This is a genomic window from Bartonella sp. 1-1C, from assembly GCF_002810325.1.
GTDB lineage: Bacteria > Pseudomonadota > Alphaproteobacteria > Rhizobiales > Rhizobiaceae > Bartonella > Bartonella rochalimae.
In genome coordinates this window covers 1,093,207-1,119,536 of record NZ_CP019489.1, presented here as the reverse complement: position 1 = coordinate 1,119,536, position 26,330 = coordinate 1,093,207, and the positions used below count along the sequence as shown (strand labels likewise).

Below are 26,330 nucleotides of genomic sequence, written 5' to 3'. Positions count from 1 at the left end.
GACCTATTCAATTGAAAGCTTATAACCAATTCCTCTCACGGTTTGGATCCATATAGGGGTTGTTGGGTTGCTTTCGATTTTCCGACGAAGACGGTTAATTTGTACATCAATAGAACGTGCGCTATTGTTATCGTCCATTGCAAATTTATGGCGTGGAATAGTTTCTCCTGCGTGTTCAGAAAAAATAACCATCATTTCTTGTTCTTTATCTGTCAGTTTAATAATTTTTCCTTCTTTTTTGAGTTCACGTCGTGAAATTGAAAAGATATAAGGGCCAAAAACAATTTGTTCAATTTTGGATTGGGTAGAAAATGAGCCACGTCTCAAAATAGCATTAATGCGAAGTAAAAGCTCACGAGGATCAAAGGGTTTGGCAAGATAATCGTCTGCCCCCGCTTCTAATCCTTGAATACGATGATCTGTTTCTGATAAAGCTGTTAACATTAAAATAGGAACATTTTTTGTTTGACGGAGCGAATAGGTTAGATTAATGCCATTTTCACTAGGCATCATGATATCAACAATAAGAAGATCGAAATCTAAGCTTTTAAGTTGACGTTTAGCTTCATCAGAGTTAGCAGAGACTGAAACACGAAATCCATTTTTAATAAGAAATTGAGATAAAAGGCTGCGAATACGGGTATCATCATCAATCACGAGAAGGTGGGGTGCATTATCACATAAAGTCTGAATGTGATCAGCCATAATTCAAACCTTTAATAAAAATTCAGTTTACATAAATTGTACTTTACATAAGTTATATAAAGCTGTCGAGCAGACAATTTTTTGCTTTATAAAGACAGAAGAAGTGTTATCTATAAACTAAAAGATTTTAAAATATTGAATTTTGAAAAGGATTCTAATGAGCGATTTTAGTGTGTATATTATTCCGGTTACGCCTTTTCAACAAAATTGCACTTTACTTTTTGATAATGAAAGTAAAAGAGGTGTTTTAGTCGATCCGGGTGGTGATTGGCCTAAGATACAACAAACAATTCAAAAAAAAGGGGTTATTGTTGAAGCTATTTGGATAACACATGGCCATATTGATCATGTGGGGGCAGCTATGCAGGCTAAAGAGGCATTGGATATTCAAATTATTGGTTCACACCGTAATGACAAACCAATAATGGACGATATAAGAGAAAGAGCAAAAATCTATCACATGCCTGATGCGCGTGTTTGTATTCCTGATCAATGGTTAGAAGATGGAGATAGTGTTAATTGTGCAGGACATGTATTCCAAGTTTTTCATACACCTGGCCATTCTCCTGGTCATGTTATTTATTTTAATGAAAAAAAGCGTTTTGTTTTATTAGGTGATGTGCTTTTTCGTGGTTCTATTGGACGCACTGATTTCCCATTATGTTCTCATGAAGAATTAATGAGATCAATTAAAGAAAAAGTTTTGCCATTAGGCGATAATGTCAGCTTTATTTGTGGACATGGGCCAGGAAGTCAAATAGGTTATGAACGTCAACACAACCCCTTTCTTCGAGGACTTTAATAATTCTATCATACTCAAAAAAAACCGCTTTAAAGCGGTTTTTTTAGTGTTGTTGAAAATTACTGTACTGGAGCATAACAAACATGATCTAAACCATCATGGCCTCGAAAAGTTCCTGTTCTCGGATTAAAGGAACGGTATGTTTTTTTACAATATTGATACCAACTTGTTGTATTTAATTGCTGGGAATGCTGATGTGTTCCTGTTGATATTACTTGATAGTTCGCTTGATTTGGCGATGGAGTTTGATAAACAACTTGTGGTTGTTCCGGCTCTTTTAAAGCATTTTTGATAATTATACCTGCTGTCAAAGCCAAGAGACCCGCAGCAATAACACCACCTACATTATTACTGCTACTACTACTACTACTACTACTACTACCACGGCTTACATGATGTTCATGGAAGTTGTGATGATGTTCCGTATGTTCGACACGCTCTGTTGATGTAGTGATTCGATCATAGTACTGAAAAGGACCATTAGTACTTACCTTTTGTGTACTAATTGTCTCTTTGCGTATTGTTTTGGCAGCAAGCACTGTCTCTAACGGTGCTGAAATGGCTACCGCTGATATTGCTGATAACATTAACAATTTAGCCAATTTAGTCATAGCAATACTCCTTAATACAAATTTATCTTAGTTTGCACTTTAAATGTTCTAACCTGAATGTAATCTGAACAGTGCTTGATTTTATTCTGATAGAACAAATAAAAAAGAGTTCGTTGAATCTAAACATTAATATAGTAAAATGAAATCGGGTTTTAAACCCGATTTCACAAAACGGACTTTGCTTAAATTAACTCATAACATTAATATTTATAGCTTTTGGTCCTTTACCGCGACGGTCAGGCTCTATATCGAATGATACTTTTTGCGCATCATTTAATCCACTGAGGCCTGAAGCTTGGACATCAGAAATATGAACAAAGATATCAGTACTCCCATTATCAGGTTTAATGAAGCCAAAACCCTTGTTATTGTTAAAAAATTTTACTTCGCCCGTCTGAGCCATAGAATATTTCCTTATTTGATTGCCTTTGTAAGGCAGATAGTCAAAAGCCGTATTACGCACCTTACGTAAACGGTATATTTAGGCAATTTACGATATCTGGAAAACGTTTTTTATCGTTTTTTGTCAACTTAGAAATTAGAATCATTTCTAGACGACTTTTCATAGCACCTTCCGATGTTCGCAATTTATCTAAAAAGAAAGATTGCTTGAAAATAGAATATTTGACAAGAGTTTTCTTTAGAGAATTTGTTTTATTATGTTGTTTTGAGTTCATAGTAAGTATAGTAGCTCATTAATTTGTCTTGGATAATAGATGGAAAAGAGAAATATTGTATTGATATTTTGAGCGCCAATTTTTTATGGCATACTACTATTTTCAGATTCTATTAGCAGGATTTTTATAAGAGCTAATTATTTTGTAGAAATTTATAGATTTTAGACTGTTTATTGCAAAAAGCTCTTTTCAACATTTCATTTAAAGTATTTTTTTGATCATTTTTTCTCTTTTTTGTGTTTTGCTAATAAACCAACATCTATGGTATTAGGACCCATTTGATCAAGATTTTATTTAGTGAAAAGACTTGAGTGTTTTATGGATGAATCAAGGGAATATTTATTATTTTACACTAAAGAATCATCAGCGATGCCTAATTCTATTTCTTGTAGTCGTTTGATTTCATCACGAAATTGAGCAGCTTCCTCAAAGTTCAGATCATTGGCTGCTTTACGCATGAGTTTTTCGAGATATTGAATATGGTTGGTTAGATTGTTGCCAACTTTATTATTTTGCGTGATAAAATGAGAAATCTTGATATTATGGTTATTTTCGTAAGCCGAGCTAAGAATATCATCAATATTCTTTTTAATACTAGTTGGTGTAATTTGATTCTCTTTATTATAGGCTATTTGTTTTTGTCGCCGTCGTTTCGTTTCTTGCAAAGCACGCTCTATAGAACCAGTAATTGTATCAGCATAAAGAATAACTCGACTCTCTACATTACGTGCAGCGCGTCCAATCATTTGAATAAGTGAGGTTTCTGAACGTAAAAAACCCTCTTTATCAGCATCAAATATAGCAACAAAACCACATTCTGGAATATCTAAGCCTTCTCGAAGTAAGTTAATGCCAATTAAAACATCAAAAGTACCAAGGCGTAGGTCTCGAAGGATTTCAATACGTTCTAGTGTATTAATATCAGAGTGCATATAACGCACACGAATATTTTGTTCATGGAGATATTCAGTTAGATCTTCTGCCATGCGTTTGGTGAGAACTGTTATTAATGTACGATAACCTTTTTTGATTGTCTGGTGAATTTCGTTGATGGCGTCATCAACCTGTGTTTTCACTGGGCGTATTTCTGTTGGTGGATCAATCAGCCCTGTGGGACGAATGACTTGCTCTACAAAGATGCCCTGCGATTGTTCTATTTCCCAGCGTCCGGGTGTAGCTGAAACGGCGATAGTTTGTGGGCGCATTGCATCCCATTCTTCAAAGCGTAAAGGACGATTGTCCATACAAGAGGGCAAGCGGAAGCCATATTCTGCTAAGGTAGCCTTTCGTCGGAAATCACCTCGATACATACCACCGATTTGAGGAATTGTGACATGACTCTCATCAATAAAAACAAGAGCATGGCTAGGAATATATTCAAACAGAGTTGGAGGTGGTTCACCTGGCTTTCTACCTGTCAGGTAGCGCGAGTAGTTTTCAATTCCTGAGCAGGACCCAGTAGTTTCTAGCATTTCCAAATCAAATATTGTACGTTGTTCTAAACGTTGTGCTTCCAAAAGGCGACCAGCTGCATTTAATTCATCGAGGCGTTTTACTAATTCCATTTTGATTGATTTTATTGCCTGATTTAATGTGGGTCGTGGTGTTACATAATGTGAATTAGCATAAATTTTAATGGATTGAAGATCTGCTGTTTTTTGTCCCGTTAAAGGGTCAAATTCGGTAATTGTTTCAATTTCATCACCAAACAGTGAAATACGCCAAGCACGATCCTCAAGATGAGCAGGGAAAATCTCAATTGTATCGCCTCGAACACGAAAAGAGCCACGAACGAAGTTTATATCTTGTCGCTGGTATTGTTGAGAAACTAAATCAGTCAGTAATTTCTGCTGATCGAGTTTGTCACCTTTTTGCATTTGGAAAGTCATTGCTGTATAAGTTTCTACTGAACCAATTCCATAGATGCACGATACAGATGCGATGATAATGACATCATCACGCTCTAGTACAGCGCGTGTTGCAGCGTGGCGCATGCGGTCAATTTGTTCATTAATAGAGGATTCTTTTTCAATATAAGTATCTGAGCGTGCAACATAAGCTTCTGGTTGATAATAGTCATAATAAGAAACAAAGTATTCGACAGCATTATTAGGAAAAAAGTTTTTGAATTCCCCATAGAGCTGTGCAGCTAAAGTTTTGTTTGGCGCTAAAATGAGAGCAGGGCGTTGTGTCTTTTCGATGATTTTGGCCATTGTATATGTTTTACCTGAACCGGTAACGCCCAAAAGCACTTGAGTGCGTTCATTTCTCTTAATTCCTTCAACCAAAGATTTGATTGCAATGGGTTGATCACCGGCAGGCTGAAAGGATGTTTTAATTTGAAATGGAATTCCACCTTCCGATTTTTCAGGACGAATAGGACGATGAGGTGTCCATAATGCACCATTTTTAAAAAGAGGATTACCTGAAGCAATGAGTGCAGAAAGAGCTTCAACTGTTGCTGTAATACCATTTGTTTTTGTTATGTTTTTAGATGGTTTAGTATTTATGGTTTCAAATGAAGCATTATGATTTTTCACTGTATGAAGTTTGGCCTTAGAGCACTGCTTCATAACTGCAGATGGGTCTATTGCTCTTTGATTGGGTTGTTTTTGAGTTGTTTTTGACTTTTTGTGTGACATAATAAAAATATTTTATACAGTTATTTCGATATAATTAAGAAAAAAATAAAAGCTTTTGATCGCATTTGTTTTTGAAAGTGTGAATTTTCTTTTTATCATTTGATAATGGGTTAAAATATTTTTTGTGATACGGCAGAGGCTACTATAGCTGTTTTGTGACACTGATCCTCGACAGTTATATTCTTTATATAAGTAGAATGAATGGAAGGCTAAGGCCGAGATCACGCTTTTGGTACGAGTAGATTGAGATTAGTGTTAATAGGTTCTAGAGCAATTTTTGTAATGTTTTTAGCTATTGTTTTTTGATATTAGGAGTGTGTGCTGTAATCAATAGTTTTATATACGTTTGGCAAAGATTATTTCCACTTTTATATAATGTCCTTTTTAAAATATAATAAGCAGCAAAAAAGACATTTACATCCTTTAATATATTGATAATAACAGAGAGATCGCTAAACATATAAAATTTAAGATATAAATTCACTTTCAAAGTGACTAAAGAGTACTCTGTGCTCTTTAGTATTTTTATATGGAAAACAGAATTTCTGTACTATATAATAAAAGCAACTGTAATTTTCGGGTTCCAAGAATTATCTTGGAGGCCGATTTTTATATCTTTATAAGGTCTTTCGTGTACAAGAAAGGGACGGATCATGGAAAAAGTTCCGATGACTACAGCTGGTTTTGAAAGTCTCAAAGAAGAGTTACGATGGCGTCAACAACAAGAGCGTCGACGGATTATTGAAGCAATTTCTGAGGCGCGTGCGCATGGTGATTTGTCAGAAAATGCAGAGTATCATGCTGCTAAAGAAGCACAAAGTCATAATGAAGGGCGTATAAATGAGCTTGAAGATTGTATTGCGCGAGCAGAAGTTATTAATGTTTCACGTCTTTCAGGTGATAAGATTAAATTTGGAGCTACTATTAATCTTTTAGATGAAGATACTGAAGAGAGAAAAGTTTATCAGATCGTTGGTGATCAAGAAGCTGACGTGAAAACTGGTAAGATTTCTATTTCTTCTCCTATTGCACGCGCACTTATTGGTAAGCAAGAAGGCGACGTAATTGAAGTAAATGCACCAGGTGGTACGCATAATTATGAAATTATTAAGGTCCAATATATCTAAATCATTATGCGTGTGCCTTTGAAAGAAACTGATATTATTGTTCCACATTTTAAGAAGCGTTTATCAGGGGTGACAACGACGATTATTCATCTTGTTCCATTGCAGCGAAAACAGGGCTTTTATATATCTACTTTAGGGGTAGGGCTGCCAAAAAATTTACCGGCTCTTTCTTTTACAGATCTTGTTGGTTTATGGAAAAGCCCAGTAGGAAAATCATTTCGAATTTGGCATGCACGACGCAATATTGAGATGCTTTGTGGGATTTTCTTGCGTGATGTTTTAAAAATGAAACTCAAACTCATTTTTACATCGGCATCTCAACGTTATCATAAACCTTTTACAAAATGGTTAATTCGCCGCATGGATAAAGTGATTGCTACAAGTAAACGCACTGGAAGGTATCTTGAGGTGCCTCATCAAGTTATTCTGCATGGTGTCGATCTTGAGCGTTTTTCACCACCAAAAACCATCGATGATTGTTTTTCAGCTTCTGGGTTATCTGGAAAATATGCGATAGGGTGTTTTGGACGTGTACGCTATTTGAAGGGCACTGATTTATTTGTGGATGCAATGTTAGAATTATTGCCGCGTTATCCAGATTGGACAGCAATTATTGCTGGTCGGACTACAGCGAAACATTATAACTTTGAAAAACAATTACATCAGAAAATTGCCACTGCTGGTTTAAGTGATCGTATTATTTTCCTTGGTGAGATCCAAGATACACCTTTGTGGTATCGTCGTCTTTCACTTTATGTTGCTCCCTCTCGTAGAGAAGGCTTTGGTTTAACACCATTGGAAGCAATGGCGTCTCAGACTGCTGTCGTTGCTAGTAATGCAGGGATGTATGAAGAACTAATAACAGAAGAAACAGGAACAGTTGTTCCTGCAGGAGATCAAATAGCTTTAACAGAAGCAATTGAATTGTATTTTTCTGATTTAGAAAAAACAATAATGACGGGGAAAAAAGCGTTAACCCATGTTAAGACAAATTTTCCTTTAGAAAAGGAAGCAAGAGCAATAGGGCATGTTTATAAGGAAATTTTTGCAGAGGAAATATTTTAAGTATTCTAGAGTCTATTTTAGATAGAGGTAAAATAATATTTATAAAGCAAGATATATACCATTCATAAACATAATGCTAAGATTCTAATTTTGATGTTCGTTCAACATTTTTGATGTACTGGTTTATGAAGAGCTCTTTTGGCATTTTATATTAGTTTAAATTTATATCATCATAATACTTATTCTATGAATTTTCAAATGATAAACATTAGAATTGTTCGTTCCAAAAAGAACGGGTAAAAAGGACGAAGATTGTTATAATTTCAAGACGGCCGGCAAGCATTAGAGCACTCAAAATCCATAAGGCATGATCATTAATGGTTGAGAAATTCCCAACAGGGCCAATAATGCTTCCAAGACCTGGACCAATATTTGAAAGTGCTGTTAAAGCGCCTGTACAAGCAGAAGTAAAATCAAGTCCAGTAGTGAGTAAAAGTGCAGTACCAATAAGAAGACAAAACATATAAAGGCACAAAAAAAGTAAAACTGCTTTAGTAATATCATTAGAGACATTTGAGTGATCATAGCGTACTTTTACAATTGCATTGGGAGAAAGAAGTTGTGTCATGTTTGCTTGTGCAATACGCCATAAGATAATTAAACGGTTAACTTTTATGCCGCCGGAGGTAGAACCAGCACAACCACCAGTGAAAGAAGCAATAAAGAAAATACCAAGTGCAAAAGGTCCCCAAAGTTGATAGTCTTCAGCACTGTAACCGGTGGTACTAATAACAGATGTAAGATGAAAAATAACATCAAGAAAAATTTTGTGAAAGGGAAGATGATTATAAAATCGCAACCATGTTGTTAATGCAAAGCTGAAGAGAAAAACAATACTAAGAAAAACGATAACTTGTGGGTCTATAGAACGTTTAGAGTATCCAGGAAGTAATAGTTTAATATAAAGGACAAAAGGTAATGCAGAAAGCAACATGAAGATTGTCGCAATAATTAAAATAGCTGGTTTATCAGAAAAATAACCAAAGGAGGTGTCATGGGTTGAAAATCCAGCTGTTGCTATCGTTGTCATTGCGTGGTTGATAGCATCAAATAATGTCATTCCAGCAGCAAAGTAGGAAAGCATACAAGCTAGTGTTAGTCCAATATAGGCAATAATAATGCCATTGGCGATTTGGTGGATGCGGGGTAATATTTTTTCCGATTTATCAGATGATTCCATATGGAAAAGTTGTATACCGCCAACCCGTAATGAGGGCAAAAGCAATAAAGCTAAGCCAATAAAACCAATACCTCCAATCCAGCATATAATGGAGCGCCATAATAAAATACTTCGCGATAGATGATCAAGGCCAGTAATAACTGTAGAGCCTGTCGTTGTAATTCCAGAGATGGATTCAAAAATTGCTCCTGCTAAGGAAATTGGTAGTGAAGAAAGATAAAAAGGGAGGGCTCCCACTACACTTCCTGTTAGCCATAGACAAAGGGTTAGTGTAAAGCTGAGTCGTGTTGAAAAACGACAGGTAGCTCCTCTCGTTGCTAAAAAAATAAGCGTTGCTAATACAGTTGTAATGGCACACGGATAAAGAAAAATCGTCCAATTATGATTGTTATCGCGCAAATCCGCAAGAGCTGGCAAAAGCATAGTCCCTCCCATGATTAATGCAAACCGTGCGCAAATATTAATAATAAACTGAAAAATAACCGCTCCTTGTCTTTGATTTACTTATTATAATGTTGACCTAATTAGAATTTATACGTTTATGTAATACAAATTTAATGTTTATACTAAGCAAACTATGATAAATTGGCAATGTACCTTTTAATAAATCTAGAAAAAATATGACTTTATTTATCATAAACTTATAGAGTGTAATAAAGGCTGAAAAAAGGAGTTTTATGGTGCAATTGCATATTCGTGTTCTTATTATTGGTTCTGGACCTGCTGGTTATACAGCAGCTATCTATGCTGCTAGAGCAATGCTGAAACCAGTATTGATTACTGGAACGCAGCAAGGAGGGCAGTTGACAATTACAACTGATGTTGAGAATTACCCAGGTTTTGCTGATCCAATTCAGGGGCAATGGTTGATGCAACAAATGGCAAAGCAAGCAGAAAATATGGGTACAAAAATTGTTTACGATAATATTGTAAAGGCTGATTTATCTAAGCGCCCTTTTATTTTATTTGGGGATTCAGGAGCCCAATATTGCTGTGATGCACTCATTATTGCAACAGGAGCACAAGCGCGTTGGCTTGGTTTGGAAAGTGAACAAGCCTTTATGGGTAGTGGTGTTTCTGCTTGTGCTACTTGTGATGGTTTTTTTTATCGTGGTAAAGATGTAATTGTGGTAGGTGGTGGTAACACAGCTGTTGAAGAAGCTCTTTATTTATCTCATTTGGCTAAAAGTGTAAGTGTGGTTCATAGGCGGGATCATTTTCGAGCAGAAAAAATCTTGCAAGATAGGTTGTTTTCTCGTGATAATGTTCACGTTATTTGGGATCATATAGTGGAAGAAATTATTGGTTCATCTGCTCAGTCTCTAACAGGGGCTGTTGTGACGGGTGCGCGTCTAAAAAATACAAAAACAGGTCAAAAAATGCAAATAAATGCGGATGGAATATTTATTGCCATTGGTCATGATCCAGCTGTTTCTTTGTTTGAAGGGCAATTGAAACAAAAACTAGGGGGATATTTATGGACGGCGCCTGATTCAACAGAAACAAGTATTGCTGGTGTTTTTGCCGCAGGGGATGTCGCTGATAATTTATTTCGTCAAGCTGTAACTGCAGCAGGGAGAGGATGTATGGCAGCATTAGAGGCAGAACGGTTTTTGGATTCATAGATGATATACATCTCAAAAAGGTAAGTTTTTATAAATAAAATCAAAAAGTAGGAAGAAAATTGTGTCATTGCCACTAGATTGGAATAAATTAAGAGTTTTTCATGCTGCGGCAGAAGCAGGTTCTTTTACGCATGCAGCTCAAAGGCTTCATTTATCTCAATCAGCAATTTCGAGACAAGTTTCGGCTTTAGAGCAAGATGTTCGAGTGCCTTTATTTCAGCGTCATGCGCGCGGTTTAATTTTGACAGAGCAGGGTGAAATACTTTATCGTACAGCCCATGATATTTTGATGAAGCTTGAGAATACGCGTTTGCAATTAAGTGAAAGTCGTGAAAAACCAACAGGACATTTACGCGTGACTTCGACTTTTGGAATGGGGACAGGGTGGCTTGCAGAGCATATACCTGAGTTTTTGAATTTGTATCCTGATATGCAAATTCAGCTTTTGCTTGACGATGAAGAGCTTGATTTGACAATGCGTTATGCAGACTGCGCTATTCGTTTACGTCAGCCTCAACAGCCTGATCTTATACAAAGAAAATTATTTACAGTTCATATGCATGTTTATGCATCAGAAAATTATATTGCAAATTATGGTAAGCCAGAAAAATTATCTGAACTGGATGAACATCGCATTATTTCATTCGGTGAACCTGTGCCACCTTATTTGGTTGGTTTGAATTGGTTACAGAGAGCTGGAAAAAGTGATGATTCAGTGCGCGTTTCGATTTTGCAAATTAATAACATTGTTTCAATCAAAAATGCACTTATGCGTGATCTTGGTATTGCTGTACTTCCTGACTATATTGTGAATAATGATGAGAAACTTATACGTCTTTTTCCTGATATGATTGATATTCCTTCTTTTGATACTTTTTTTTGTTATTCTGCTGCTTTGAAGAATTCAGCAAAATTGAATGTTTTTAGAGATTATATCTTTTTAAAAGCACGCAAATGGTCCTTTTAAATAATATTTTTATAGATCTATTGAAGAAGCAAAGGCTCATAATCTAGTAAGTTATGTATTTATTGCAAGGCAGATTTATTGAAGTATTTATTTTATAAAATGGGAAAAAATATTATCTCTTGATTACGTTTTCTTGAGTGCTTCCTTTAAGGATCATCCGGTTGATTTTATCTTTCAAGATCTTCTGAGTTTGCTTGGTTTTAGTCCAGCTTTTTTATTAGAGAACAATCAAAAGACGCGTAAGTGATCTTATCCTTTTAGGAATTGCTGTTATCTCTTTTTTATATGCAATCATATCTAATATAGAGGTATGAAAGTAAGCTGCTATCTTTTTTAAGAATCGGTTTGAGAAGTTTTGAGAATATCAAAAAGTACTATTTCCATTATGAACTTATTTCATTTAATGTCTAATTGAGATAATTTATGGTTTAGCTTGAAGAATAAATATTTCTTTCTTTATAAAATATATTCAATAATTCAAGCTATCATTTATTTTTAATTCATTAATACCACCTAGGCAGACGAGGATTCAGAATTTCAGGACAAGCTGTTACAAAAGCGCTGGATACGAAAACAAGCTTCTTCAACTATTTCATCTGATGTTGCGTAGGAGATACGAAATGCCGGTCCAAGTCCAAAAGCAGATCCATGGACAACAGCAACGGATTCTGTTTCCAAAAGAGCCGTTACAAAATCTTCATCACTTGTAATAATTTGACCTTGAGGTGTTTTTTTACCAATAAGCTTTGCACAGGATGGATAAACATAAAATGCACCTTCAGGTGTTGGGCAATCAATACCATAGGCTTGATTGAGCATAGAAACAGCAAGATCTCGACGTGTTTGAAAAATAGTTTTATTTTTAGTTATAAAGTCTTGTGGACCATTCAGTGCTTCTACACCTGCCCATTGTGAAATGGAACTTGTACCAGACGTTTGTTGACCTTGAATGATGTCCATAGCTTTAATTAATTCATGTGGACCACCTGCATAGCCAATTCTCCACCCCGTCATGGAATAGGCTTTTGAAAGACCATTCATTGTCAGCGTACGGTCATAGAGTTGTGGCTCTACTTGAGCTGGAGTGACAAAAGTAAAATCTCCATATGTTAAATGCTCATAGATATCATCAGTGAGAATATAAATATGAGGGTATTTCATTAAAATATCAGTTAATTTTTTTAATTCATCGTATGTGTACGCGGCACCTGATGGATTCGAAGGAGAATTAAAAATAAACCATTTAGTTTTTGGAGTGATGGCAGCTTCTAGATCTTGTGGTTGAAGCTTATAAAAAAATTCAGCTTTTGCTGCTACGAAAACAGATTTACCACTGTTAAGAGCAACCATTTCAGGATAACTGACCCAATAAGGAGAGGGAATGATAACTTCATCATCTTTATTTAAAGTTGCCATTAATGCATTAAAGAGAATTTGTTTTCCACCTGTGCCAACAATGATTTGTTCTGGTGTATAAGTAAGATTATTTTCTCTTTTAAATTTTGCAGAAATAGCTTGACGCAATTCTGGAATACCAGATATGGGTGTATATTTTGTTTCTCCACGTCGAATGGCTTCAATAGCAGCATTTTTGATATTATCTGGTGTATCAAAATCTGGTTCTCCAGCGCTTAAGGAGATGATATTACGACCTAAAGCTTTTAGAGCACGCGCTTTTTGAGCTACGGCAATTGTTGCGGATGGCTTGATGGAAGAAAGCTTATCAGCAATGAAAACCATCGTTTCAATTCCTTATAATATAGGCAAGAAATTCTTAATTATAAAAATTACAAAATACATAGAGATTATGTCGTAAAAAACACAAAACTGCAAGAAAACTGTCAGAAAATTTTATTGTAAACTTAGATTTAGTGAATTTAAGTTTTTATACTGAGGAAATTTTGAAAAATTAATTCAAGAATAAATTTTCTTTGAAGTTGATAGTAAAGCATTTATCTGATTTTATTTCTACAAGGCTTATCAAATTATGCAGACAACTTGGCTGAAAGTTTATAGTTTGTAGATGAGATTAAGCAGATGAAATTGATTGTAAAGATGACTCGTTTATTGAAGAGAAAAATAGATTAAAATTTTTTGTCTTGTAGAGCATTGTGACTTTATTAAATTTCTTATTTGTGTGGTTTTTTGTTATTATCCAATAATAAAATTTTTCATAATTACTGGTTTATGTGTCACATTTTTCTGTAAGTTTATTATAATGAGTTGTGATTAATTTAAATAAAATAGAGAAACAGCTTAATCATTATGAAAATAAAATAATCAATATTTTATAAAAAATAAAAAACTCGCCTATGAAGGCGAGATATTTTATGGAATACTTAAATTTTAAAGAGCAGAAAGATTTCCAGCAGCAAATTTTCCTGAACGACGGTCCTGAAGAACATCATAAGAGATTTTTTGTCCTTCATTTAGGTTTTGTAAACCAGAGCGCTCAACAGCAGAAATATGTACAAACACATCTGCACTTCCATCATTAGGTTGAATGAAACCAAAGCCTTTATTTGAATTGAACCATTTAACTGTTCCTTTAGACATAGGAAACTCCTTAGTATATATAATATTATGTATTGAGATTTAAATCTCAATACGAATTTAAATCGAAATTAGGCATAGGAGATTTCATCAGGAGTGCTATTGCACAGAAAAGAAAGATCGCGTAACCGAAAATACGATGAAGGGGATTATACAAGATTTTTTGATATAAAGCAAGCCCTGTTGATTTTTTATCATATTCATCAAAGATTGATAAAGAAAATAAAAGATATTACATTTTTCAGTGCGCAGGGAAAAATTTTAAGTAAAATAGTTTTGCAAAGAATATACTTCAAGATTGCTCGTTTTGAGCGCTCGGATAGCTTGTGCTGCTGATTCAGCACCAGCTACTGTTGTGTAGTAAGGAACTTTTTGCATAAGTGCTGCATGGCGCAATGATTTGGAATCTGAAATGGCGCTCGCAGTATTAGTTGTATTGAAAATTAATTGAACTTTTAGATTACGAATAGCGTCTTCAATATGAGGGTGGCCTTCTAGAACTTTATTAATTTTTTCTGCTTTAATGCCATTTTCGACAAGAAATTTTTGTGTTCCAATTGTTGCTAAAATAGAAAAACCAAGCTCGCTTAAACATTTGACAGGCTTTAAAATACGTTCTTTATCTTCATCTCTCACAGAAACAAATAAAGTGCCTTCTTTAGGAAGATCAACACCAGCTCCAAGCTGCGCTTTAGCAAAAGCAATCGCAAAATCATAATCAAGTCCCATTACTTCACCTGTTGAACGCATTTCAGGGCCAAGCAGTGTATCTACACCTGAAAAACGGGAAAAAGGAAAGACTGCTTCCTTAACAGCAATATGTAGTTTTTTCTGTGTAGATGGTATTCCACCATAAGCGTTAAGTGCACTTTGGAGATTTTCTCCGATCATGATACGTGTCGCGATTTTAGCAATTGGTCGACCAATAGTTTTTGCAACAAATGGAACAGTACGTGAAGCACGAGGATTGACTTCTAAGACATAAATTGTTCCATTTTTAATAGCATATTGTACATTCATCAAGCCACAAACATGTAGTGCTTTTGCTAAAGCTTTTGTTTGTTTTTCTAATTCATTAACTAATTTATATGAAAGTGTGCGAACTGGTAGAGAGCACGCTGAATCACCAGAATGGATACCTGCTTCTTCAATATGCTCCATAATACCAACAACGAGCGTTTCTTCTCCATCGCACAAACAATCAACATCAACTTCTATAGCTTCTGTTAGATAGGTATCAAATAGAAGCGGATTTTTAGAAAGTAATGTATTGACCTGATCTGTCTTGTTGTGGGGATAACAAGCTTTTATATCTTCTGGCACTAATTCAGGGACTATTTCTAACAAATAATGCTGCAAGTCACGCTTGTCTCGAATAATTTGCATAGCACGTCCACCCAAAACATAAGAGGGGCGTACGACCAACGGAAAATCTAGCTCATGAGCTATCCGTTGTGCTTGTTCAATTGAATAAGCAATATCATTTTTGGGTTGTGTTAAATTAAGTTTGCACAACAATTTTTGAAAACGATCTCTATCCTCTGCAAGATCAATAGCATCAGGTGAGGTGCCTAAAATAGGAATATTATTTTTTTCAAGTGCGCTTGCCAGTTTCAACGGTGTTTGTCCACCAAATTGAACGATAACTCCGACTAATTCACCTTTTTCTTGCTCTGTTTTTAAAATTGCTAAAACATCTTCAGTTGTTAAAGGTTCAAAATAAAGACGATCAGAGGTATCATAATCTGTTGAAACAGTTTCAGGATTACAGTTAATCATGATAGCCTCAAAGCCTGCATCACGCAAAGCAAAGGCTGCATGGCAACAACAATAGTCAAATTCAATACCTTGGCCAATTCGATTTGGACCGCCACCTAAAATAGCAACTTTTTTGCGTTCAGAAATATTTGCTTCTGAGCACTCCGTACCTGCAAAAGGTCTTTCATATGTTGAGTACATATAAGCTGTAGGTGAAGAAAACTCGGCTGCACAGGTATCAATGCGTTTGAAAACATGTCTAATATTTAGGGATTGGCGTAAGGTAAAAATATCATCTGGTGTTTTCCCAGAAAGATTTGCTAAGCGCGCATCTGAAAAACCCATAGCTTTTAACATGCGTAAATTATCTGCATCATGGGGAAGTCCGTGGACACGAATACGTTGTTCTGTTTCGATGATGGACGCTATTTGTTCCAAAAACCATAGGTCAATTTTGCTTATTTGATGGATTTCATTCAAGGATAGACCCATACGTATTGCTTGCGCTATATAACGTAAACGATCAGGACTTGGGATAGCAATAGCCGAACGAATAGAATTTTTTTCATCACCTTCAGCGTGTTCAGGGATTATGATTTCATCAAGACCCGTAAGACCTGTTTCAAGTCCACGGAGTGCTTTTTGTAGAGATTCTTGGAAAGTACGGCCGATGGCCATAACTTCTCCAACAGATTTCATCGCGGTAGTTAAGATAGGCGGTGAACCAGGAAATTTTTCAAAGGCAAAACGAGGGATTTTGGTGACGATATAGTCAATAGAAGGTTCAAATGATGCTGGTGTTGCACCGCCCGTAATATCATTTTTTAATTCGTCAAGTGTATAACCAACTGCTAATTTAGCTGCTACCTTTGCAATTGGAAAACCGGTGGCTTTTGAAGCAAGCGCTGAAGAACGAGAAACACGTGGATTCATTTCAATAACAATTAAGCGGCCATTTTCAGGATTGACGGCAAACTGTACGTTAGATCCACCGGTTTCAACTCCAATTTCACGGAGTACAGCAATTGAGGCATTCCGCATAATTTGGTATTCTTTATCAGTTAAAGTGAGAGCAGGAGCAACAGTGATAGAGTCACCGGTATGAACACCCATAGGATCAATGTTTTCAATGGAACAGATAATGATACAGTTATCTTTGTGATCACGAACAACTTCCATTTCGTACTCTTTCCATCCCAGAATACTTTCTTCAATCAAAACTTCTGTTGTTGGTGAAGCTTCAAGTCCACGTTCGATAATTTCGTAAAATTCAGAGCGGTTGTAAGCAATGCCGCCTCCTGTGCCACCAAGTGTAAATGAGGGACGGATAATGGCTGGAAGTCCAATAATATCAAGAGCCTGAACCGCTTTTGCGGTGGCGTGAGCTATATAATGTTGTTTGCGACTGGATTCTGCATTACGCCAATCTTGTTCAAGCTTTTCTAACGCTTGATCAATTGCATCGCCAGAAAGTTCATTTTTAAGTTTATTATATGCCTTTTCATATAATCGACGATCTTCTTCTTTGAGCTCAGTTGCATTCGCTAACGTAGAACGCGGTGTTTCTAAACCAATTTTTGCCATTGCTTTGCGAAATAGAGCACGATCTTCTGCCTTATCAATAGCGTCAGCATTGGCACCAATCATTTCAACATTATAGCGATTTAAAATTCCCATGCGCTTTAAGGATAAAGCAGTATTAAGCGCTGTTTGTCCTCCCATGGTTGGTAAAAGTGCATCTGGACGTTCATGAGCAATAATTTTAGCAACTATTTCTGGAGTGATGGGTTCGATGTAGGTTGCATCTGCTAAATCCGGATCAGTCATAATGGTAGCAGGATTAGAGTTCACCAGAATAATTCGGTAGCCTTCTTCTTTTAAAGCTTTACAGGCTTGTGTTCCTGAATAGTCAAATTCACATGCTTGACCAATAATAATAGGTCCTGCTCCAATGATAAGAATAGATTTTATATCTGTGCGTTTTGGCATGGCTTTTTCCTATAGCAAACACCTATGCGTAGTTGCGGTAGGCAGAAATTAGAATGTTGGCTAAACTCGTTTTATAGGTTAATAGATAAAGAAAGTAATCCATAAAATACTTTTTTATATTTTTTCTTTGGGGATAATGCTTGAAAACAGTGTGCTCTTATAAATAATGGTTAAATAATTTTCAAACGCAAAAGATGAAAGTATGAGTTGATTTCAGCAATGTTAGCTGAAATAGAAGATATATAAAGCGTTATTTTTGTTAATTTAACATGTATTATAAAAATATGTTTTGAAGCATTATTATATTATAAATTAGTAAATACGTTTTTTGTGTATGACTATGATGATCAGTATTATGATATTTCAAATATAACGTTTGTTTAAATATAGCTATAAAGCTAGCTTTGGCTGTAATACTGTTGAGGTGGATTTTGTACTAGATAGGTTCAAGAATAACGATAGCACTGTGTTTAGAATTATAGGAGTTTATGGTAAATTATCTTTTTATAATTACATGTCTAATAAAGTATCTTTGGTAAATGGTCGGGATTTATTCATACCAGTTTGCAGAAAATACAAGTCTTTATACGAATGATAAGGAAAATCTAAATACTAAAACTATATGATTAGGTTATTTTTTATAATCCATAATCAAGTTGCGAAAATGGTGAAAGAGATAATGACTATCTTGAGGTCCAGGCGAAGCTTCAGGATGATATTGAACAGAAAAAATCGGTTTTTCGATAATTCGAATGCCGCAGTTTGAACCATCAAAGAGAGAAACATGTGTCTCTTCAACATGTTGTGGTAGCGATGTTTTATCTACGGTGAAACCATGATTCATTGATACAATTTCGACTTTGCCAGTAGTAAAGTCTTTAACAGGGTGATTGGCGCCATGATGCCCTTGATGCATTTTTATAGTTTTCGCTCCCACGGCAAGAGAAAGCAGCTGATGACCAAGGCATATGCCAAAAAGTGGTATGTTGCAATCAATGAATGTTTTGATGGTTGGAACAGCATATTTGGCTGTAGCAATTGGGTCTCCTGGACCATTAGAAAGGAAAATACCGTCGGGATTCATAGATAAAATTTCATTTGCATTTGTGGATGCTGGCACAATAGTTATGTGTGCGCCCAAGGCCGATATAAGGCGAAGAATATTGCGTTTAATGCCATAATCAATTGCAACAATGTGAAAATTACGTTTGCTATTTACACTGTATCCTTTATTCCATATCCACGGGTTTTCATTCCATTCTATTAATTGTTTTGACGTTACTTCTTTTGCAAGATCAAGATTGATAAGACCAGACCATTTTTGTGCACGCTTTTTTAAAGCATTAATATCAAAGTTTCCATTTGGATCATGGGCAATGACCGCATTGGGTACACCTTTTTCACGGATAAGAGTGGTTAATGCTCGTGTATCAATATCGTAAAGTGCAATAATTTTTCGTTCTTTAAGCCACTGATTTAGATTTTCATGTGCACGGTAGTTAGAAGGACCAGTAATATCTGCTTTGAAAATAGCACCAACTGCACCATGGTAATTGAGAGGTGTAAGATCTTCAATATCTTCTCGATTAGTACCTACATTACCAATATGAGGAAAAGTGAAATTAATGATTTGTCCTGTATATGATGGATCTGTGAGGATTTCTTCATAGCCTGTTATGGCGGTATTAAAGCATACTTCAGCTTCAACAATTCCTGTAGCACCCGCACCTTTACCTTCGATTACTGTACCATCGGCTAATACTAAAAGAGCTGTAGGTTTATTTGTACTCCAAGGACTGGGAAGCGAGATGGTTTGTGTCATTGTTTGGGCTCACAGTTTGCTATTTGAAGGCATAATACTCAAAGTCATGCAAAAACCACGCAACTATAATTAATGCTATACATTGTAATTTTTACTTAAAGTTAAAGTATAAGTATATTTTATAAATAGGTAAAGATCCAGATTTGAGTTTTCTAAAACTATTTAGAGATATTAATTCCTTAGAATGAAGCAAAAAAACAGTAAGGAGTTATGGGGCTTGTCTCATTGGAATGATGAGAAAACCATTGTAGGATTTCGTTATATTTGAAAGAAAATTCAATACATAATATGGAAAAATAGAGATATGGTAAAGAAACGCTATGCAAGGCGTCATTATTTATAATCGGTTATGCTATAAAAAGCTGTAAACGGGACAATTATGCCCCGAGTTGTTATTGCTACAGTTTCACAATAAAAATAGAGTTTTATTTACTTTAAAAGGCAATAAAGAACACTATTTAAAAATGCGTAGGTATTTTATGATCGAACTTTTCTGCCAATCCATATAAGGATGCAGGCTCCAATAAAGCCTGAAATGAGATAACCCAGCCAACCAGCAAAATTGATTTCTAAAAAGCTCAGAAGGAAACTGGCTAATGCAGAACCAACAACACCTAAGATAATATTTAAAAACATTCCTGTTCGGCTGTTCATAAAATATTGTGCAATCCAACCTGAAAGTCCACCAATAATAATAGCTAAGATCCAACTAATATATGTATTTTCCATTCCACTCTCCTATGTCTAAACTTAAACTGTTATGTTTAACTGCAGTAGAAATTAGAGTAAGTTGTTTCAAGGTCAAGAATTATGCGTTGTGTTATTTAAAGAGAGCTTGTTTTTTAGAGCTTTATGATGGTTTTGTGTGTTGATTTTCTTAAGAAATGACTAAATCCAATCTGTACAGAAAAGATAATTATTCTTTTAAAGAAATTAAGGATTAGCTATTTATTTATGCAAAAGGATCTTTTAGATAAGAATTTTGGAGTATTCTTCGTTCTTTTTAATTGAATAGATTGTTATTTTATAGCGACAAGTTTTTTTTAAAGAATAAGCGTGATTAAAGCTCGTTATTTTGTTTTTAATGTATTTTTAACATTATAGCTTGCACGTGTTAAATCATAACCACATGGATTTTGAAAAATTTTGAGACCAAAGTCAGGAAGAACAGAATAAAGGTGATCAAAAATGTCAGCTTGAATTTGTTCGTATTCTTCCCAAATGGTGGTATTCGTAAAGCAATAAATTTCTAAAGGTAAACCATTCGGTGTAGGAGGTAATTGTCGTGTCATTACAGTTGCGTTTTTTTTGATATTTAGATGCTCTCTTAAATAAGATAACACGTAAGCGCGGAAAGTACCGATATTAGTTAAACGGCGAGTATTTGCTGGTATATCATGGTTTCTTTCTAAGCGAGCATTCCATTCATTAATTTCGGGTATTTTTTGTGCAAAGTAGTTTTCTAGGAGATTAAATCGTGCCAAATATTCCTCTTCTTTTTTTGTATGAAAGCGGATACTTGCTTGATCAATAAATAAAGACCGTTTGATACGTCGCCCACCTGATTCTTGCATACCACGCCAATTTTTGAAAGGATCAGTTACCAGTTTACGGATAGGAACTGTGGTGATTGTTTTATCAAAGTTTTGGACTTTTACAGTATGAAGGGCAATTTCAATGACATCACCATCTGCACCAAGATTAGGAATTTCAATCCAATCTCCAACGCGGACCATATCGGTAGATGAGATTTGAATTCCTGCAACAAGAGAAAGTAATGTGTCTTGAAAGATCAAAATCAAAACAGCCGCCATTGCACCAAGACCAGAAAAAAGAATAAGAGGTGATCGGTCTATTAATGTGGCCAATATAAAAATAGCAGTAAGAGTAAAAAGTGCAATTTTAGCTATTTGAATGTAGCCTTTTATTGGCTTTAACCTTGCTGCAGGTCTTTGTTCATAAAAGGTATTAATGATATTAAAAAGAGCAGAAATTGTTAAAGCAACGATAAAAATGATAAAGGCATTGGAAACATTTCGGATAATTGTACTGAGAATATTTGGCAATGTAGATATAAAATTGATGCCAGTTGAAAGAATAAAAGCTGATGCAATATGAGCTATATACTTAGTAATATTTTCAATATCAGTAATTGTATTGTGATGGAGGAATGCAGCGAGATGCTTTTTTCCGCGAATAAGTAAGATACGTGTTAAAAAATTAACTAAAAGTGCAATAAGAATCAGAACGACTAACCAAGAGATCATTTCTAGTGATGGATATTGAACGAGAAATTTAGGCACTGTACGTTATCTCCATTTTTGAATCATATTTGGTTATTCATTTATTATTTAAGATGAAGTATTGGAATTATGCTTTAAAGTCACTAAAATGCAAATAAAGAATTTTCAAACTCTGTGAGAGATAATGCGTATTCCGCCTGATTTTCTTGATGAGATTCGCGCTAGGTTACCAATTTCAGTGGTTATTGGTCAAAGGGTGAAATTTGATCAAAAAAAAAGTAAGCCTTCACGTGGTGATTTTTGGTGCTGTTGCCCATTTCATGGTGAAAAGACTCCAAGTTTCCACTGTGATGATCGTCAGGGTCGTTATTATTGTTTCGGTTGTAATACAAGCGGTGATATTTTTACCTTTCTTTGCGAACTTGATGGATTGCGCTTTTCGGAATCTGTAGAGCGTTTGGCTAATTTTGCAGGTATGAAATTACCTGTTTTGGATTTACAAAATCATAAAGATGAAATGAAAAAAAATGATCTTTATGATGTTATGAAAATAGCTACGGATTTTTTTCAAAATAACTTACATCATCAAATTGGTGCCCAAGCACGCCATTATCTTGATGAACGTGGTGTTACATTAGAACTTGCAAGGCGTTTTCAGATTGGTTTTGCTCCGATAGGACGTACAACTTTGAAAGATGCATTGAGTGCGCGTGGTATTTCACTAAAGCAAATGGAGGATTGTGGTCTTCTTATATCCGGTGAAGATATTTCTACTCCCTATGATCGATTTAGAAATCGCATTATATTCCCTATTGAAGATTTACGTGGCCGTGTGGTCGCTTTTGGGGGGCGTTCGTTAGATAAAAGTGCACGAGCAAAATACTTAAACAGTCCTGAAACGGTTCTTTTTCATAAGGGTAATATGCTTTATAATGCAGCATCTATCCGTAAAAATAGCCGTGCCGCAGAAAAAAAAGAAGCATGTTCTGTTCTGGTGGTTGAAGGCTATATGGATGTCATTGCTTTAACTAAGGTTGGTTTTGAAAAAGTAGTTGCCCCTTTAGGAACAGCATTAACAGAAACGCAAATTGAACTTTTATGGCAAATGGAGTCTGATCCGATTTTGTGTTTTGATGGAGATAACGCTGGTTTAAAAGCTGCTTTCCGTGTTGCTGATCGTGTACTTCCTCTTTTAAAAGCAGGAAAGTCTGTGCGTTTTGTTTTATTGCCAAATGGTAAAGATCCAGATGAAATTATTCGTGCAGGAGATGCACATCTTTTTTCTTCTTTTGTTCAAAAAGCAATTCCATTGATTGAGCTTTTATGGTGGCGTGCTACTTCCGGAAAACATTTTACAACTCCAGAAGCACGCGCTGCATTGGAGCGAGAACTAAAACAACAGATAGCAACAATTAAGGATAAAGATATATATCGTTATTATTTTCAAGATATCAAAAGACGACTCTTTGAGTTTTTTCGTTCATCTTTACTACAGCATAAGAAGCAAGGAGAATACATTCAAAATCAAAAAGATGGAATGTTTAAAGACCAATCTTTTTCTGCATTAGAAAATTCTAATATAGTTCGTAGTTCAAAACATTTTATTCCTTTACGTGAAGCAGTTATTTTGCTGATTTTAGCTTATTATCCTGAACTGTGGTACGAGAATTTTGACGTTTTTGCAGAATTAGAATTAAAAAATGCTCAATTAATGAGTTTGCATCAGTCCATGTTGGAAATTCTTGGAAATCAACAGTTATATGATAAAGAAACAATGACTGTACTTTTAGAAGAAAAAGGGAAAAAAAGTATTTTAGAGCATATAGATAACCTTGTGCAAAGAATTGGTATGCGGATTACTTTGGGAGGTGCTCCTGTAGAAGACGCTCGTGCTGTATTAAAACAAGCTATCTACTTGCATCTTCAAGAACACCACCTACATAAAAGACTACAAGATATCGAAGAGGAACTCATAAACAATCCTAGAGATGAAGTTTTTGATCTACTTCGTGAGGTGAAAGCTGAATTGGAACGAACACAAGCAACAGAGGCTTTAATTGAGGGATTCGGATCTTGGTTTTGCGAAAAAATAGATAATGGCAAACCAAAATAGAATAAAATGATTCGCTTTTTAAAAGCGAATCAGTCACGAAGTCTGATATAAAAACCTTATTATTGAAATGACGTTTTTGTGAAGAATAATGACTAAATTTTAGGAAAAGCGGGAAATTGGTTCTTACTATGTGGTGCAGATATTATCTCAGAAAGACTGAGGTATATTGGGTTGGTCTCTATAGTATTCCCGTTATTTTGCGTGAAAAGGTGTGTATAAAAGTATGTCTTTTTGAATAAAAGATTAATCCTGTAAACAGTGCATATAAAAAATTTTAATGCGCTAAGTAAGAATAATAAGCTGATCACATAACCTTACCTAGTGATCAAGTGGAGTTAACAGTATGGCAACAAAGGTTAAACAAAAAGATAATGTGGAAGAAATGGGCAAAGTAAGCTCGGATGGTCCTCTTCTTGATTTTTCCGATGATGCTATCAAAAAAATGATGAAACTTGCCAAAAAAAATGGCTATGTGCTGATGGATGAGTTGAATGCAGCCCTTTCTTCTGAAGAATTCACGTCTGAGCAAATTGAAGATATATTGGCAATGTTCTCTGAGATGGGTATTAGTGTTATAGATGATGAAGATGAAATTGAAGCTGAGCAATATGAGGAAGAAATAACAGTAGAAGGTGGCGATTTAGTAGAGGCCACAAATTATGCGGTTGCAACAACATCTAAACGTGAAGTAGCCGACCGAACTGATGATCCAGTTCGTATGTATTTGCGTGAAATGGGAGCTGTTGAATTACTCTCGCGTGAGGGTGAGATTGCTATTGCTAAACGTATTGAGGCTGGACGTGAAACGATGATTTCCGGTCTTTGTGAGAGCCCTTTAACATTTCAAGCTTTAATTATTTGGCGTGAAGAGTTGCAAGAGCAGCGTATTCTTCTGCGTGAAATTATTGATCTTGAGATGACTTATTCTGGTCCAGAAGCGAAGCAGGCTCCCATTATTGATGAAAGTGAAGTCAAAAAAATAAAAGAAGAAACATCATCTTCTAACATGCGTGATATGGATGATCTTGAAGAAGAGATAGGGGGCGAAGATGATGACGAAGAAGATGACGAAGTTAATTTATCGCTTGCAGCAATGGAGCATGAGTTGTGTCCTCAGGTTGTGGATACTTTAGATTTTATTGCTGAAACTTATGTAAAATTACGTGAGCTACAAGATCAACAAGTTGAGAGCAGTTTATCACATCGTAAAGCAGAACCTATTTCATCCGAACAAAGAAAACAATATACTGAATTGAAAGATGCTTTAATCCAAGCAGTAAAATCTCTTTCTTTAAATCAAAACCGTATTGAGGCATTAGTTGAGCAATTATATGATATCAATAAGCGGTTGATACAGAGCGAAGGTAAGTTGAAGAGGCTTGCTAGTAACTATGGGATTGGGCATGAAGATTTCTTAAGAGAATATCAAGGTCGTGAATTGGACGCTGATTGGGTTAATTATATTGCAACTTTATCAGGACGTGGTTGGAAAGAATTTTCAACTTGTGAAGCTAAAGTCATTCAGAGTTTGCGTAATGAAATACAAAATCTTGCGCAGGAAACTGCTATTTCAATTAGTGAATTTCGTCGAATTGTTACGCAAGTACAGAAAGGGGAGCGTGAAGCGAATATTGCTAAAAAGGAAATGGTGGAAGCTAATTTGCGTCTTGTTATTTCAATTGCTAAAAAATACACTAATCGTGGTTTACAATTTCTTGATCTTATTCAGGAAGGCAATATCGGTTTGATGAAGGCCGTTGATAAATTCGAATATCGGCGTGGATATAAGTTTTCAACTTATGCGACGTGGTGGATACGTCAAGCAATTACGCGGTCTATCGCTGATCAGGCACGGACTATTCGTATTCCTGTTCATATGATTGAGACAATTAATAAAATTGTTCGTACATCACGCCAAATTTTACATGAAATTGGACGTGAACCAACACCAGAAGAGCTCTCTAGCAAGCTTTCTATGCCATTAGAAAAAGTACGAAAAGTGCTTAAAATTGCGAAGGAACCTATCTCACTTGAAACACCTGTTGGTGATGAAGATGCTTCTCATTTGGGTGATTTTATTGAAGATAGAAATGCATTGTTACCAATTGATGCGGCTATTCAGGCTAATTTACGAGATACAACAACGCGCGTTCTTGCTTCATTAACACCACGTGAGGAGCGTGTTTTAAGAATGCGTTTTGGTATTGGAATGAATACTGATCATACATTAGAGGAAGTTGGCCAACAATTTTCAGTGACCCGCGAGCGTATTCGTCAGATTGAAGCAAAGGCACTTCGTAAGTTGAAACATCCTAGCCGTTCACGCAAATTACGGAGCTTTCTTGATTCTTAATTAAAAAGAACAGCGTTTTTAAAAGATAAATAAAAATATGTTGTGCGTACTAGATCAAATTTTATTTATTTTATCCTTTAAAAGAATTGTCTTATGAA

General features: G+C 35.5%; 18 protein-coding genes. 7 read left to right on the top strand and 11 right to left on the bottom strand.

Going from position 1 to position 26,330, the window contains the following annotated elements; genetic code table 11:
- Positions 1 to 3: 3 nt before the first annotated feature.
- Positions 4 to 705 carry a response regulator gene (locus B11cv2_RS04955; RefSeq protein ID WP_100693582.1) on the bottom strand — a complete coding sequence of 234 codons (702 nt, stop codon included), beginning with the start codon at positions 703 to 705 and terminating at the stop codon, positions 4 to 6.
- Between the two features lie 157 nt (positions 706 to 862).
- Between B11cv2_RS04955 and B11cv2_RS04950 the strand changes: the two genes are divergently transcribed.
- The gene (locus tag B11cv2_RS04950) at positions 863 to 1,507 is read left to right on the top strand and encodes an MBL fold metallo-hydrolase (protein ID WP_100693581.1); all 645 of its coding nucleotides are present in this window, start codon (positions 863 to 865) and stop codon (positions 1,505 to 1,507) included.
- A gap of 59 nt (positions 1,508 to 1,566) precedes the next feature.
- Here B11cv2_RS04950 and B11cv2_RS04945 read toward each other — a convergent pair whose 3' ends face one another.
- The 3 genes from B11cv2_RS04945 to uvrB all read right to left on the bottom strand — a co-directional run bounded on the left by B11cv2_RS04945 (position 1,567) and on the right by uvrB (position 5,437).
- Positions 1,567 to 2,118, bottom strand: a complete 552-nt coding sequence (locus tag B11cv2_RS04945) for a BA14K family protein (RefSeq protein WP_100693580.1) — start codon at positions 2,116 to 2,118, stop codon at positions 1,567 to 1,569.
- A gap of 187 nt (positions 2,119 to 2,305) precedes the next feature.
- Positions 2,306 to 2,521 carry a cold-shock protein gene (locus B11cv2_RS04940; protein ID WP_035006956.1) on the bottom strand — a complete coding sequence of 72 codons (216 nt, stop codon included), beginning with the start codon at positions 2,519 to 2,521 and terminating at the stop codon, positions 2,306 to 2,308.
- 621 nt (positions 2,522 to 3,142) lie between these two features.
- Positions 3,143 to 5,437, bottom strand: a complete 2,295-nt coding sequence (gene uvrB / locus B11cv2_RS04930; protein WP_100693578.1) for an excinuclease ABC subunit UvrB — start codon at positions 5,435 to 5,437, stop codon at positions 3,143 to 3,145.
- Between the two features lie 653 nt (positions 5,438 to 6,090).
- Here uvrB and greA point away from each other — a divergent pair.
- Together greA and B11cv2_RS04920 are read left to right on the top strand one after the other, a co-directional pair.
- Positions 6,091 to 6,564 carry a transcription elongation factor GreA gene (gene greA, locus B11cv2_RS04925; RefSeq protein WP_035006958.1) on the top strand — a complete coding sequence of 158 codons (474 nt, stop codon included), beginning with the start codon at positions 6,091 to 6,093 and terminating at the stop codon, positions 6,562 to 6,564.
- 6 nt (positions 6,565 to 6,570) lie between these two features.
- A complete protein-coding gene (locus B11cv2_RS04920; protein WP_100693577.1) occupies positions 6,571 to 7,629 on the top strand; it encodes a glycosyltransferase family 4 protein in 1,059 nt (352 codons plus the stop codon).
- 208 nt (positions 7,630 to 7,837) lie between these two features.
- Here B11cv2_RS04920 and B11cv2_RS04915 read toward each other — a convergent pair whose 3' ends face one another.
- Positions 7,838 to 9,232, bottom strand: coding sequence for a TrkH family potassium uptake protein (locus tag B11cv2_RS04915; protein WP_100693576.1), 1,395 nt, complete (start codon positions 9,230 to 9,232; stop codon positions 7,838 to 7,840).
- A 254-nt stretch (positions 9,233 to 9,486) separates the two neighbouring features.
- Here B11cv2_RS04915 and trxB point away from each other — a divergent pair, with 254 nt between their 5' ends.
- Positions 9,487 to 10,434 (top strand): thioredoxin-disulfide reductase, encoded by a 948-nt coding sequence (gene trxB / locus B11cv2_RS04910; RefSeq protein WP_100693575.1) that lies wholly within the window; start codon positions 9,487 to 9,489, stop codon positions 10,432 to 10,434.
- Between the two features lie 61 nt (positions 10,435 to 10,495).
- Entirely contained in the window at positions 10,496 to 11,401 is a 906-nt protein-coding gene (locus B11cv2_RS04905; RefSeq protein ID WP_035006966.1) for a LysR family transcriptional regulator, read from the top strand.
- Positions 11,402 to 11,938: 537 nt separating this feature from the next.
- Here the strand turns inward: B11cv2_RS04905 and B11cv2_RS04900 are convergent.
- The 6 genes from B11cv2_RS04900 to B11cv2_RS04875 all read right to left on the bottom strand — a co-directional run bounded on the left by B11cv2_RS04900 (position 11,939) and on the right by B11cv2_RS04875 (position 21,826).
- Positions 11,939 to 13,141, bottom strand: coding sequence for a pyridoxal phosphate-dependent aminotransferase (locus B11cv2_RS04900; protein WP_100693574.1), 1,203 nt, complete (start codon positions 13,139 to 13,141; stop codon positions 11,939 to 11,941).
- A gap of 606 nt (positions 13,142 to 13,747) precedes the next feature.
- Positions 13,748 to 13,957, bottom strand: a complete 210-nt coding sequence (locus B11cv2_RS04895) for a cold-shock protein (RefSeq protein WP_100693573.1) — start codon at positions 13,955 to 13,957, stop codon at positions 13,748 to 13,750.
- A 258-nt stretch (positions 13,958 to 14,215) separates the two neighbouring features.
- Entirely contained in the window at positions 14,216 to 17,701 is a 3,486-nt protein-coding gene (carB, locus tag B11cv2_RS04890) for a carbamoyl-phosphate synthase large subunit (protein ID WP_100693572.1), read from the bottom strand.
- Positions 17,702 to 18,332: 631 nt separating this feature from the next.
- Entirely contained in the window at positions 18,333 to 19,523 is a 1,191-nt protein-coding gene (gene carA / locus B11cv2_RS04885; RefSeq protein WP_100693571.1) for a glutamine-hydrolyzing carbamoyl-phosphate synthase small subunit, read from the bottom strand.
- Between the two features lie 477 nt (positions 19,524 to 20,000).
- Entirely contained in the window at positions 20,001 to 20,252 is a 252-nt protein-coding gene (locus B11cv2_RS04880; RefSeq protein ID WP_035006973.1) for a GlsB/YeaQ/YmgE family stress response membrane protein, read from the bottom strand.
- Positions 20,253 to 20,593: 341 nt separating this feature from the next.
- On the bottom strand, positions 20,594 to 21,826 hold the full coding sequence (locus B11cv2_RS04875) for a mechanosensitive ion channel family protein (protein WP_100693570.1): 1,233 nt from the start codon (positions 21,824 to 21,826) through the stop codon (positions 20,594 to 20,596).
- A 124-nt stretch (positions 21,827 to 21,950) separates the two neighbouring features.
- Between B11cv2_RS04875 and dnaG the strand changes: the two genes are divergently transcribed.
- Together dnaG and rpoD are read left to right on the top strand one after the other, a co-directional pair.
- On the top strand, positions 21,951 to 23,879 hold the full coding sequence (gene dnaG / locus B11cv2_RS04870) for a DNA primase (RefSeq protein ID WP_100693569.1): 1,929 nt from the start codon (positions 21,951 to 21,953) through the stop codon (positions 23,877 to 23,879).
- Positions 23,880 to 24,222: 343 nt separating this feature from the next.
- Positions 24,223 to 26,232 carry an RNA polymerase sigma factor RpoD gene (rpoD, locus tag B11cv2_RS04865; RefSeq protein WP_100693568.1) on the top strand — a complete coding sequence of 670 codons (2,010 nt, stop codon included), beginning with the start codon at positions 24,223 to 24,225 and terminating at the stop codon, positions 26,230 to 26,232.
- Positions 26,233 to 26,330 lie beyond the last annotated feature (98 nt).